Origin of the sequence: Parvimonas parva, assembly GCF_016552165.1 — a bacterium.
Lineage (GTDB): Bacteria > Bacillota > Clostridia > Tissierellales > Peptoniphilaceae > Parvimonas > Parvimonas parva.
In genome coordinates this window covers 18987-32603 of record NZ_JACVDA010000006.1, presented here as the reverse complement: position 1 = coordinate 32603, position 13617 = coordinate 18987, and the positions used below count along the sequence as shown (strand labels likewise).

The 13617-nt window shown below is 29.2% G+C and carries 12 protein-coding genes; 9 read left to right on the top strand and 3 right to left on the bottom strand.

Translation table 11 applies throughout. The features are described from left to right. Positions 1–101: 101 nt before the first annotated feature. Positions 102–491, bottom strand: coding sequence for a hypothetical protein (locus tag IBJ83_RS02800; protein WP_068473892.1), 390 nt, complete (start codon positions 489–491; stop codon positions 102–104). Between the two features lie 137 nt (positions 492–628). Here IBJ83_RS02800 and IBJ83_RS02795 point away from each other — a divergent pair, with 137 nt between their 5' ends. The 6 genes from IBJ83_RS02795 to IBJ83_RS02765 all read left to right on the top strand — a co-directional run bounded on the left by IBJ83_RS02795 (position 629) and on the right by IBJ83_RS02765 (position 7622). Continuing rightward, entirely contained in the window at positions 629–1846 is a 1218-nt protein-coding gene (locus IBJ83_RS02795) for a hypothetical protein (protein ID WP_068473889.1), read from the top strand. 12 nt (positions 1847–1858) lie between these two features. After that, positions 1859–2500 carry a GntR family transcriptional regulator gene (locus IBJ83_RS02790; RefSeq protein ID WP_068473886.1) on the top strand — a complete coding sequence of 214 codons (642 nt, stop codon included), beginning with the start codon at positions 1859–1861 and terminating at the stop codon, positions 2498–2500. 626 nt (positions 2501–3126) lie between these two features. Beyond that, positions 3127–3504, top strand: coding sequence for a GrdX family protein (locus tag IBJ83_RS02785; RefSeq protein WP_068473879.1), 378 nt, complete (start codon positions 3127–3129; stop codon positions 3502–3504). A 14-nt stretch (positions 3505–3518) separates the two neighbouring features. After that, entirely contained in the window at positions 3519–4805 is a 1287-nt protein-coding gene (locus IBJ83_RS02780; RefSeq protein ID WP_068473876.1) for a glycine/sarcosine/betaine reductase component B subunit, read from the top strand. Positions 4806–4819: 14 nt separating this feature from the next. Then, positions 4820–6115 (top strand): glycine/betaine/sarcosine/D-proline family reductase selenoprotein B, encoded by a 1296-nt coding sequence (locus IBJ83_RS02775; RefSeq protein WP_269902515.1) that lies wholly within the window; start codon positions 4820–4822, stop codon positions 6113–6115. A 163-nt stretch (positions 6116–6278) separates the two neighbouring features. After that, on the top strand, positions 6279–7622 hold the full coding sequence (locus IBJ83_RS02765; RefSeq protein WP_201275228.1) for a sodium-dependent transporter: 1344 nt from the start codon (positions 6279–6281) through the stop codon (positions 7620–7622). Positions 7623–7697: 75 nt separating this feature from the next. Here IBJ83_RS02765 and IBJ83_RS02760 read toward each other — a convergent pair whose 3' ends face one another. Continuing rightward, positions 7698–8699, bottom strand: coding sequence for an asparaginase (locus IBJ83_RS02760; protein WP_201275227.1), 1002 nt, complete (start codon positions 8697–8699; stop codon positions 7698–7700). Positions 8700–8885: 186 nt separating this feature from the next. Beyond that, positions 8886–10325 (bottom strand): ABC transporter substrate-binding protein, encoded by a 1440-nt coding sequence (locus IBJ83_RS02755; protein WP_201275226.1) that lies wholly within the window; start codon positions 10323–10325, stop codon positions 8886–8888. Positions 10326–10575: 250 nt separating this feature from the next. Between IBJ83_RS02755 and IBJ83_RS02750 the strand changes: the two genes are divergently transcribed. The 3 genes from IBJ83_RS02750 to IBJ83_RS02740 are packed head-to-tail and all read left to right on the top strand — an operon-like array spanning position 10576 to position 13611. After that, positions 10576–11550 carry a thiamine pyrophosphate-dependent dehydrogenase E1 component subunit alpha gene (locus IBJ83_RS02750; RefSeq protein ID WP_201275225.1) on the top strand — a complete coding sequence of 325 codons (975 nt, stop codon included), beginning with the start codon at positions 10576–10578 and terminating at the stop codon, positions 11548–11550. Positions 11551–11574: 24 nt separating this feature from the next. Then, on the top strand, positions 11575–12564 hold the full coding sequence (locus tag IBJ83_RS02745) for an alpha-ketoacid dehydrogenase subunit beta (RefSeq protein WP_068473861.1): 990 nt from the start codon (positions 11575–11577) through the stop codon (positions 12562–12564). Positions 12565–12573: 9 nt separating this feature from the next. Next, on the top strand, positions 12574–13611 hold the full coding sequence (locus IBJ83_RS02740; RefSeq protein ID WP_201275224.1) for a dihydrolipoamide acetyltransferase: 1038 nt from the start codon (positions 12574–12576) through the stop codon (positions 13609–13611). Positions 13612–13617 lie beyond the last annotated feature (6 nt).

Sequence of the window (13617 nt, the reverse complement as noted above, 5' to 3'; positions counted from 1 at the left end):
ATTTCCAAAGAAAAAATTTGACATTTAATTTTGGGTACTTTATTTAATCATATCATTGTTTTTGTACTTTATTTTAGTTGTATAAAAAAGCTAGGTTTTTCCTAGCTTTTTCTAATTTCTTCGTGCTTGCAATGTGGACAAGTAACTTTTATCTTTCCTTTTCCTCTTGGGATTCTTAGTTCTTGTTTGCAATTTTTACATTTGAAATATATGTAATTTTTTCTATCTTTTGATGCGAACTTTAAAAGTTTTGAATATATTGGAGAAATTAAATTGAAAAATTTTAGTTGCTCCATTGCTCTTTTTCTTTTATTTTTTGAAAATGCTCTAAAAAATACAATAGCAATTAGCAAAATAGAAATAATTGTAAAAATATCACTTCTTTTAAATAGATTAGCAATAGAAAAACCTATTGCAAAATATAAAATTATTCGGTTTAAAATATCTCCACCATATCTGTCTTTCATAAAGTTTAAAAATTTTTCTTTCATAACAGCCCCCTCTTTTATAAAATATTTTTATACTAAATAGATTATACCACAAAAATAACTCTATTTAACAGTTTGATATTGTTTGAAATTTATGATAAAATAAGTTACAAATGTGATTAAATATACAGAGGTGTTTTATGGAAAATTTTGGAATAAGTGTTAAATTTCAATATGATATAGATGGATTTTTAGAAAAAGTTGATGAATTTGCAGAGGACGATAATTATGGATATTCATTAGAAGAGAGTGATGGAGCAATAGTTTTAAATTTTGAAATTTTACCTTATCTTTCTTTAAATTTTAAAATTGATGAAGAAATAGAGATGAGAACGGAAACTTGCTATTATGGAGCAGGTTATCATTGTCTAGTTGTTGATTTTCTAAATGAATTTTTTGCATTTTTAGGTTGCAAATTTGAAATTAAAGATGATACAGGTTTTTATAAGGATAATGATTTTGAAAAACTTAAAGTATTATTTACTACTTGGATGAAAGAAAGAGTAGAATTTATCTTGAATAATAAAGATGATATTAGAGCAAGGTCAATACTTATGGATAATCAAAAAACTTTTCCGATAACAACAGAAGATTATATTTGTGCATATACAGGAGTGATTTCTCTTTTTGAGTTTGAAAAGTTAAATGAAGAGGGAACAGATGCTGTTTGCGAAAGATTGTTCTTGTTTAATGAAAAAGTTGAAGATGCTTATTCAAATGAAAATTATTTATTATACCATGTTTGGAATAATTTAAAAGATTTGACATTGGTTGATGATTTTGATGAAAGATTGTCTATGGTTATGTTTATGTTCGATAATTTGATTGAAAATAATGTACAAATACATCTGCCACAAAAATATTCAAGAGAGATATATAAATACTTAGGTGTTGATAAATTCTCATCATCAAACTTTGCATACAGAAAAGTTAGATATGAAGTAGGATACCATTTTTACGATAAATTCTTAAAAAATTTAGATTTTAACTTGAGAATACCAAGTTGGTTTGAATACAATAGTAAGGTTAAAGGATATTTAACAACTGATAATGCGATATTTTTAAGTGAATATGAAAACTTTAAAAACTTTGAATTTGACGAAAAACATTTATCTGAAAATAGTTCAAAAGATTTTAAAATTTTAATTTCAGATACTGCTAATAAAAATAAATTTTTTATGGGATTTGAAAATATGGACGATGAATATGGATATGTTTCTATCGAAAATCAAAATGATATGAATTGTGAAGAAACAAATTGTCAAATTATTGATGTAAAAAGAAATAAAATGTATGAAATTTCTGTTTTAGGCACAGAATCTATGGATATAATAAAACATATGACTGAGCTAATGTAGGAGAGATTTTTTATGAAGGAAAAAGGAAAAACTAAAGAAGAAATTTTTAACATATTAAAAGAACGTATAGTAACTTTGGAATATGAACCCGGAAAGATTTTAAATGAAATTGAACTTTCAGAAGAATTTGGTGTTAGCAGAACGCCGATAAGAACTGTATTTCAACAATTAGAGGCCATAAAGTTGGTGGATATTGTTCCAAGATATGGGGTACAGGTTGCGACACTAAACTTTTTAAATATAAAATCACTTTTTGAAGTTACTAAAGTTTTAGATCCATTAGCGACAAAACTTGCAGTTTCAAAATTGACAGATGAAAATATAAAGAGATTAAAAGAAATTGTTTCAACATTAGAAACTTATGATACAACTAAAAATTATCAAGAGGCAATTTTGCTTGACGAAGAATTTCATAAAATAGTTACTAAATCTTGTGCTAATACTTGGCTTATAGATATATTAACAGATTTACATTGTCAAACAGAAAGATTATGGCATTATTGTGATATATATTTTAGTGATATGGAAATCTTTACAAGAACTTTCAAAAAAATTGTAGAGGCTTTTGAAAAGAAAGATGAAGAAATGGCTGAAAAGTATGCAAGAGAACATATTGAGGACTTTGTAGAAAAAATAAAATCAGCATTATTGTAAAATGTAAAAGTGATTAGACTAGCTAATCACTTTTTTTTGTTGTTATTATGTTTAAACCATAGTAAAGATGCAATTACCACAAATGGAACAAAACCTAAACTCCATGCTAAAGATTTTATTAAACTTAAATTGTCTAAAGAATAAAAAATTATGAACATTATTGTAAATTCAATAGCAAAGGTTAAAAGAAAGTTTAAATCCTTAGTTTTTTTAAAAACTATTCCAATGCAAAAAATATCTATTAATAGTAATAAAAATATTATATAAAGCATATAATCATCTCATATTTATTATAAACTATTTTTAAATTTATATCAAAATATTTTTTTAGTATTTTATCGTGAACAAATAAATAGTTTTTAACATTAATAAATTTAATTGCTAAAAAAATAAATAATAAATTTATCTTAAAAAATTTTAAAATAATTGTTTCATTTTTGAAATTTTTTGTTGTGAAAATGTATGTTTTCATAAAAAAATTTTATATTTTTTTAAATGTTTAAAATTAATAGTTTTTTAATAATTTTACAATAAAAAACATTTTCAAATAATAAAAAACTTATAAAATACTTTTGAAAAACAAAAAATAATATATTATAATACAATTAACAAAGGAAGTGATTTATTTGAGTTTAAAAATTGTATCTAATAATTCTTTGGTAAAAGAAAAATTTGATTGTGTTGAGTTTGTTGAAGGAAGTTATATAGATGTTTTAACTACTACAAGGGACTTAATACATAAAGGATGTTCTTTGATAAGTCATCCTTTGCCAGCTAGTATCAGAATGGTTTTTTCATCAATTCGTAGCATTGTTATTGAAGATGAAAATAATTTTGATGAAAATAGCGTATTAATCATTGAAGAAGCAATTGACAAATATAATCTTACTATGAAAAACCGGAACATTGATTTCAAAAATGTTAAAGATTATGAATTTGTCGATTTAATGCTTGTGGAAAGTGCATTGGAAGAATATAAAGCACTTAGCAAGTTAGAAATATAAGTGGAGGTGGTATTTTGAAACTTCAAATGAACAGAATCTTCATTAAAGATTTAGCCTTTGGTGAAGAAACTAAAGTTGAAAATCATACTTTATTTATTAACAAAGAGGAAATCGTTAATGAATTAAAGAAGGAACCGGGAGTTAAGGATATTGATATTGATTTTGCAAAACCCGGTGAAAAAGCAAGAATTATACCTGTAAAGGACGTTATTGAACCAAGGGTAAAGATTCAAGGAGCTAAAGGATTTGCAGGAGTTACAACTGATGTTGCTCAACTAGGAGAAGGAATTGTTAATGTGCTTTATGGTGCAGCAGTTGTTACTATTGGAGATATAGTTGGTTTCCAAGAAGGTGTTATTGATATGTGGGGAGAAGGAGCAAAATGGACTCCATTTTCAAAGACATATAATATCGTAATTGACATTAAGGTTGTTGACGGATTACATCCACATGAACATGAAGAAGTTGTTAGACTTGTTGGACTTAAAGCAAGTGAATTGATTGGAGAAGCAGGAAGAAATGCTACAATTGATGAAACTGTTGAATATAATATCGGAGATAATGACGAAGAAACTAAAAAATATCCAAATTTACCAAAAGTTGTTTATGTTGAAATGATGATTTCACAAGGATTACTTCATGATGGATATATTTATGGAACTTGTACAAGACAAACTCTTCCTACATTAATTCATCCAAATGAAGAATTAGACGGAGCGGTAATAAGTGGTAACTGTGTAGCCGCTTGTGATAAGATTACTACTTATCAACATCAAAACAATGCTTGTATCTTAGATTTATATAGCAGACATGGAAAAGACATTAACTTTGTAGGAGTTGTATTAACTCCGGAACTTACAACTTTAGCTGGAAAATTCAGATGCTGTGATTACACTGCTAAACTTTGTAAATTACTGGGAGCTAATGGTGTAATAGTTAGTGAAGAAGGTTACGGAAATCCGGATTCAGATTTAGTAATGATTTGTACTAGACTTGAAAAACAAGGTATCAAAACTGTTCTTGTAACAGATGAATGTTCAGGTTGGGACGGAATGAGTCAACCATTAACAGACACATCTAAAGAATCAGTAGCAGTTATTTCAACAGGTAATGTAAGCCATGTTGTTCATTTAGAAAAAGCTGATAAAGTTTTAGGAGATTCAGAAGCTATCGCTAATTTAGCCGGCGGTTGGGACGGAGCATATAATCCGGAAACTGGAACTCTTGATTGTGAATTAAATGCCGTTATAGGAGCAACTTCTGAAATAGGTTATCACAACGCAACTGTTGAATTATACTAAGAGAGGTGAGAGTTTTGAGTAAAAAAGTTTTATATTATATAAACCAATTCTTTGGACAAATTGGTGGTGAAGAAATGGCTCATGTAGCTCCAACTTTTGAAGAAAAAGCAGTTGGACCTGCAATGGGTTTTGAAAGAAGTTTAGGAGAAGATTCAAAAGTAGTTGGAACTGTTATTTGTGGAGATAACTATTTCAATGAAAATTTAGAAAGCTCTTTGAAATTTATAGAAGAAGTTATGGAAAAAGTTCAACCGAATATTGTTGTAGCAGGACCTGCTTTCAATGCCGGTAGATATGGTATGGCTTGTGCCGGAGTTGCAAAATTTGTAACTGAAAAATATAATATTCCGGTTGTTACAGGAATGTTTGAAGAAAACCCTGGACTTGATGCTTGTAAATCAATAGCTTATGTTGTTCCTACAAGCAATGTAGCAAGTGCTATGGGAAAAGCCCTACCTGTTATGGCTAAATTAACTTTAAAATTATTAAATGGCGAAGTAGTTAAACCTTTAGTTGACGGATATTTTGCTCAAGGTAAAAGACTTACTGTTATCTCTGAAAAAATCGGCGCTATTAGAGCAACTGAAATGTTGATGAAGAGATTAAACGGAGAAGAATTTGAAACAGAACTTCCAATGCCAGTTTTCGATAAAGTTGAACCTGCAAAGGCAATAGCTGACTTATCAAAAGCAACTATCGCAGTTGTTACATCAGGTGGTATTGTTCCATTAGGAAACCCTGATAAGATTCAATCAGCATCTGCACAAAAATGGGGCAAATATGATGTTTCGGGATTAAGTGAATTAGGAAAAGATTATTGTACAATCCATGGTGGATATGACCCTGTTTATGCAAATGAAATGCCTGATAGAGTTGCTCCTGTTGATATTCTTAAAGAAATGGAAAAAGAAGGAAAGATTGGAAAAGTTTATAAATATTTCTATACTACAACAGGAACAGGAACAGCGGTTGGTAATTCTATAAAATTCGGTGTTGAAATTGGTAAAGAATTAAAAGAAGCCGGAGTTGACGGTGTTATCTTAACTTCTACTTGAGGTACTTGTACACGTTGCGGTGCAACGATAGTAAAAGAAATTGAAAGATATGGTATTCCAATCGTTCATATGGCTACAATAGTTACAATTTCAAAATCTGTTGGAGCTAATAGAATCGTACCAACAGTTGCAATTCCTTACCCGGTAGGTAATGCAGCTTTAGAAAAAGACAAAGAATATGCAGTTAGAAGAGATTTAGTTGAAAGAGCAGTTGACTCTTTAGCAACTGATATACAAGATGCAACATTTTTTTAAAAAATAATTTACATTGCTTTTTGTATAATTTGAAAAAAATTAATATTCCACTTGCAATAAATTTGCAAGTGGAATAATCCAAAATTTAATGTTATATTTACTAATTAAAGTAAGATATTTATGATTAAATTTTTATGTTGTAAATTTATAGGAGGATAAATTTATGGAAGAAAATAGAAGTAGTTGGAACAGTAGATTTGGTTACATAATGGCTGCGGCTGGATTTTCAATAGGTCTTGGAAACGTTTGGAGATTTCCGTATCTAGTTGGAACTAACGGTGGTGGAGCATTTGTATTGATTTATTTGGCAATCTGTATAGTTATAGGTATTCCTCTATTCTATATGGAAGTTACATTAGGTAGAAAAGCAATGGCAAGTCCAATTGTTGGTATGAGAAAATTAACTAAAAAAGGTAGCCCATGGGTAAGTTTTGGTTGGTTAGGAGTTTTAAGTGCATTCTTCATATTAACTTATTATATCAATATAATGGGTTGGATAATGGCGTATATGTTTAAGATATTATCAGGAAGTATGAAAGGGTTTACAGCAAAAGAATTCTCAGCTACTTTTGATTCATTAATGGCAAATCCTACACAACTTATAATTTGGACATTAATTTGTACAATTATAATTGGAGTAATTGCTGCTAAGAACTTAAACTCAGGACTTGAAAAAGCTTGTAAATTTATGATGCCGGCATTATTCATAATGTTAATCATAGTAGTTATAAGGTCAATAACTTTACCTGGAGCAGGTGAAGGTATCAAATGGTATTTGAATGTTGACTTCTCAAAAGTAACACCTCAAACATTCCTTACTGCACTAGGACAATGTTTCTTCTCAGTTGGTATAGCAAGTGGTGGAGCTTTCGTATATGGTTCATATTTAAGAAAAGACTCTAACATTCCGGAAGATGGTTTAATGGTAGTTGGTTTTGATACATTAGCTGCATTAATAGCTGGTTTTGCAACATTCCCTGCAGTATTTGCATTAGGATTAAAACCTGACTCAGGTTCAAACTTATTATTCGTTACAATGTCAAATGTATTTATGCATATGCCATTTGGACAAATATTTGGATTTATGTTCTTCTTGTTAATGTTCTTCGCAGCATTATCAAGTGCATTAGGATACTTAGAACCAATCAGTTCTTCATTCTCAGATATGTTAAAACTATCAAGAGCAAAAGGCGCAGTTTATGCTTTAGCATCTATCTTCGTAGTTGGATTATTTACAATATTTGGATTAAATGTAATGAGTGGAGTTAAGATTATAGGAAAGAACTTATTTGACTTTGCAGATTACTTATCAGGAAATATTATGATGCCACTTGGAGCAATCTCATTAATACTTTATGTATTATTCGTTTGGAAATTTGATAACTTCAGAGAAGAAGTTAATGCCGGAGCAAATGGAATTAAAGTTCCTGCATTCTTTAAACCGATAGCTTATATATTACCAGTAGCATTAATCATAATATTTATTACAGGACTTGGAATATTTTAATTATTTAATATACACAACTCACCTATAAAATTTATGAAAAAAGAACTCAAAGTTTACTTTGAGTTCTTTTGCTTTTTACATTTCGTTAAAAATCATATCGTTATTTATTTTTGTGTAGAATAGTTTTTTTACTGTTTCAAAATTATTTTCAAAATTTCCAAGTATCCACATTATTTTTGTAACTGTTGCCTCTGTTGTCATATTGTGAGATTCAAGGTAAGAGATTGAACTTATTCTCTTTCCGACCTCATAAACACCAACGTCGGAGCCTTCTTGTGGTACTTGTGTTGTCATTATGATAGTCTTTTTGTTGTCATACTCTACAATTAACTTTTTTAATTCGGTTTCTATTGTCTTTGGAATACCACCAACACCGAAACTTTCAATTATTATTGCATCATAATTTTTAAAAATTTCAGGTAAAATTTTTGCAGTCATTGAAGGTATTAGCTTTAAGACAAATACATTTGTGTTAAGAAAATCATAAAATTTTACTTCTTTTTCTGTTTCTTCATTGTTTATATATCTGTAAATCTTTTCGTCTTGCATAATTGCTAAGAAGGGGAAGTTTACAGATGCGAATGCATCAAAGCTCTTTGTTCTTTCTTTTCTTGCTCTGGTTCCTGCAATTACTTTTCCGTCAAAAACAATACTTACACCTTTTGATTTGCTTTTTGATGCGTATAAAAGACTATTTAACAGATTATTTTTTGCATCTGTTATATGCATATCTATTGATTTTTGTGCGCCGGTCAACACGATAGGTTTTTGACTGTTTTGTATCAAATATGATAGGGCAGATGCTGTATAAGCCATAGTATCTGTTCCATGTGTTATAACAAAACCGTCATATTTTTCATAATTATTTTTTATTTCATCTTTTATCTTTAACCAATGTTCAGGTCTCATATCAGTTGAATCTACATTTAATAAATTGATAGTTTCAACTTCAAAATCAAGTGTTGTAAAGTTTAAATATTCAAGTAATTTTTTTGAGTCGATTTTTGGTGTTAAACCTTCATCAGTTGGCATTGATGCGATTGTTCCACCGGTTGAAATTAATAAAATTTTTTTCATAACAAGCCCCTGTTTTTTATTTTTTTATCAGCTATATTATAACCCACAAATATAAAAAATACAATGTTTTTACTTAAATGTATAATGTGAAAAAATTTGTGGATAAAGGAGTAGGACTATATTGACAGCAATTCACTTATGTTCTTTTTTGCTCAAAATGACGTATAAGTTTGTTTAATGTAAAAATTATTGTTTTAATAAATTTTTTATCAGTAATGTTCCGTTTGGGCTTACATAAAGTCCTTGTATATTATTGTGAACTAAAACGGAAAATGAACGTTTATATAGTGGGAAAATGAAATTTTCTTTTTGTAAGTCCTCAACTGATTCATACATTTTTGAAAAATCATCATTTTGGTAATAATGATTTATATAATATTTTATATCTGTTTCATCAGTTGTTCCAATGTTAAATGTTGAATGAGTAACTGCACTTTCTCCTTCATTTTTTATACTAACTTTTATTTTGTATTTGTCAATCCACTCTTTTGAAAGAGAGGCTAAAACTCTTTCAGATAATTTTGTTCCATTATATTTTAATGTTATTATTTTTTCTTGTAATTTTGAAGAGTTTATAATTCCTTCTACTTCTTCTTTCAATTTTGCTAGTTTTTCTGAAAGTAATTGTTCTTTTGCAATTAAAGGTGTTGAGTTATTATACAATACAAATTCAGCAATAAATTTTGAATCTATTACAGTTTCTAAATCTTTTCTTAATGTTTCATTTTTTAGAATTTCATTTTTTGTATCTAAACTTAAAAATTCAAAAATATTTGTTTTAAAGTTTAAAAATTCCGGTTTTTTGCTTGAGTCGGCACGTCTTTCATAAGGAATTTCGTAAAAAGGAAGTCCAAAAAAGTCTACCTGTTTTAAATCAAAAAGTTGATAAGCAAGTATATCATTTTCGACTAATTTTAAAGTTACTTTTTTTACTTTCGTATTTACATTATCCCAGTAATTTTCATTTTTTTCTAAAACTATTTCTTCATCTCCATAGCTTTTGATTTTAAAAGCGCTGTTAGTTATAAGATTTTCTTTTTCAATTTTAGTATCTTTTTTTGTAGGGAACATAAAAACATTTGAAAGTATTTCGTCAAAGTTTTTAACTGGATATTCCATATTTACTTCAATTGTGTTTTTATCTAAAATTTTAATTCCGTTAAATTCTTTTAATTTTGCCTTTCCGTCATAAATTGTTTTTGCATCTTTTATAAAAAATAATTTAAAGGCATTTGGATTTTTATTTTCACTACTTAAAATGCTAAGCCAAGATTTAACATAATCTTCGACAGTTATGTCTGAACCGTCTGACCATTTTAAATTTTTTCTTAAAGTTATTTTCCATTTTTTAAAATCTTCACTTTTTTCTATATTTTCAGCTTGATTTAAGGCAATTTTTCCATGTGATGAATATTCTGTAAGACCTTCGAAAAGTTGAGAAACAACAGCATCATTATTTAAACTGTTTGAAAGTTTCGGGTCAAGATTATATTCCTGCTTTTTTATTGCCGTTGTTATTTCTGTGTTTGAAGTTTTAGTTTCATCCTTTTTTTCTTTTTTATTATTTGAACAGGCAACTAATGTAAGAGCCATTAACATTAAAAATAATTTAAAAAATTTTTTCATAACATTCTCCTTGATTAATTTATCTAATAGATATATTTTATCATAATTTGATAAAAAAATAAAATAATTACAAAAATGTAATAAAAATTTTTGAATTTATCGTGATTTGAATCACTATAATTGAATACTTGAAAATTTTTTGTTAAAAACTTGAATAAGTTTTGATATTTATGAAAAAATTGAGGTAAAATATTGATACAAAATATTAATTGATAGAAATTAATTTTGATATTTAATTTGGAGGTTTATTGTGAATAATTCAAAAAATTTAACAAAAAAAGAACTTTTGGAAATGTATGACAAAATGTTACTTATAAGACATTTTGATATGGAGCTTAGTAAATTATATTCAAGAGGTTTTATTCATGGAATGACACACTATTCTGTTGGAGAAGAGGCTGCGAATGTAGGTGCTATTTATCCTATGAGAAAAGAAGATTTAATGTATTCAAATCATAGAGGACATGGTCAAACAATTTCAAAAGGTATTGATATAAATAAAATGATGGCAGAAATTTTAGGAAAGGCTACCGGACAATGTAAAGGTCGTGGAGGTAGTATGCACCTTTATAATCTTGAAGTAAATAATATGGGTTGTAATGGTATCGTTGGTGGTGGACATGGTTTAAGTACCGGTGCTGCACTTGCTCAAAAGATGAAAAAGACAGGCAATGTTGTTGTTTGTTGTATGGGTGAAAGTGCTACTAACGAGGGAAGTTTCCACGAATGTTTAAATATGGCATCAATTTGGAAATTACCTTTAATATTTTATGTAATAAATAATAATTATGGTATCTCAATGTCTCAACAAAGATCAATGACTGCCAAAAGAGTTGTTGATAGAGCAGAGGCTTATAAAGTAAAATCAATTTATGTTGAAGACGGAAATAATGTTTTAGATGTTTATGACGCTATGAGTGAGGCTATTGAATATGCAAGAGAGGGAAATGGTCCTGTTTTAGTTGAATCAAAGAGTTATAGATGGTTTGGACACTCTGCATCAGATGCCGGTAAGTATAGAGATAAGGCAGAGGTTGATGCTTGGAAAGAAAAAGATCCGAATGTAGCATATAAAAAATATTTAATTGAAAATGAAATTGCAACTGAAAAAGAACTTGACGATATGGAAGAAAATGTAAAGAAAATTATTGCTGATGCAATAACTTTTGCTAAGGAATCACCTTTAGCTAACGAAAAAGATGCTTTTACAGATAATTATGCTTAAAATTTATTAAAATAGGAGAAGATTATGGCTAGTGAAATAAAGATTATGACTTTGCGTGAGGCAATAAAAGAAGCAATGTCTGAAGAAATGCGTAGAGATGAAAATGTGTTTTTAATGGGAGAAGATGTTGGTATTTTCGGTGGGGACTTTGGAACTACTGTTGGAATGTTAGAAGAATTTGGAGAAGAAAGAGTTAGAGATTGTCCTATTAGTGAGGCTGCTATCGCAGGCGCTGCTGCAGGTGCTGCATCAGTTGGTATGCGTCCTATCGTTGATTTAACTTTTATGGACTTCGTTACAATCGCTATGGATGCAATAGTAAATGAGGCTGCTCCAATGAGATATATGTTAGGTGGAGAAGTTAGTTTACCGGTTGTTTATCGTTGTGCGTCAGGTTCAGGTACTGGAGCCGCTGCTCAACATTGTAAGGCTCTTGAATCATGGTTCTGCCATATTCCTGGCTTAAAGGTTGTTGCACCAGGAACTGTAAATGATGCTTATGGAATTTTAAAGGCATCTGTTAGAGATAACAATCCTGTAATTTTTATCGAATCAAAAGCACTTTTTGGAAGAAAAGGCGAAGTTAAAGTTGGAGAAATTGTAGAGATTGGAAAAGGTGAAGTTAAAGTTGAAGGGAAAGATGTAACTTTAGTTTCTTGGGGAAGAATGTTAGAAAGAGCTTTACAAGCATCAGAAGAATTAAAAGCTGAAGGAATTAGTGTTGAGGTTGTTGACCCTATTACTTTAGTACCTTTAGATGAAGAAATAATTGTTGAATCTGTAAAGAAAACGGGAAGACTTGTACTTTGCCATGATTCATTCAAGACTGGTGGATTTGGTGGAGAAATTTCTGCAAGAATTGCTGAAAGTGATGCTTTTGATTACTTAGATGCTCCAATTTATAGAGTGGCAGGTGCTGATACAAATATTCCTTCTGCTAAAAACTTGGAGGCAGTTATTGTTCCAAGTGTTGAAGATATAAAAAATGCGATTAGAAAAGCAGTTAATAGATAGGAGGAAATTATGTCTGATATAAAATTTAGAGCAACTCCCGTTGCAAGATTTTTATCTAAACAAAATAATATCGACTTATCATTACTAAAGGGAACAGGTCCTAAGGGAAGAATACAAAAAGAAGATGTTTTAAATTTTAAAAATTTTGGAATTATTAGAGTTTCATCTCTTGCAAAGAAAATTGCAGAAGTTGAAAATATAGATTTATCAAAAGTTGTTGGAACTGGTGTTAATGGAAAAATTTTAAAAGACGATGTTTTAGATTTCTTGAGAAATGAAAATGTAGTTGCAGAAGAAGTTAAGGAAGAAGTTCCACAACCTGAAGTTACAGAAGTTCAAAAATCTTATGGCGAAATTACAGAAGTTCCAATGTCAATGATGAGAAGAACTGTTGCTAAGAGAATGAGTGAAAGTTATTTCACAGCTCCGGTTTTTGTTGCTAATATAGAAGTTGATATGACAGAAGTTAAGGCCTTAAGAGCAAATATTATGGAGCAATTAAAAGAAGAAACTGGATACAAACTTACTATTACAGATATAATTTCTTTAGCAACTGTTAAGAGTTTAATGAAACACCCTTATGTAAATTGTAGTTTGTCAAAAGACGGAACTAAGATTTTACTTTATAAATATGTAAATCTTGCTATGGCTGTTGGCCTTGAAAACGGACTTTTAACTCCGGTAGTTAAGAATGCAGAAAAGATGAGTTTAAGGGAACTTATGATTTCATTGAAAGATTTAACTAAAAAAGCTGTTGAAATGAAATTAGAATCAGAAGAGTTAGAAGATAGTACATTTACTATTAGTAATTTAGGAATGTTTGGAATAGATTCATTTGCTCCAATCATCAATCAACCAAATAGTGCTATTTTAGGTGTTAGTGCAACTGTTGATAAACCGGTTGTGCTTAATGGAGAAATAGCTATAAGACCTATTATGAAGTTGTCAATTACGGTTGACCATAGAGTTGTTGATGGAATGGAGGCTGCAAAGTTTTTAAATACTTTGAAAAATTATTTAGAAAATCCTATTTCAATTTTAGTTTAGTGTGAG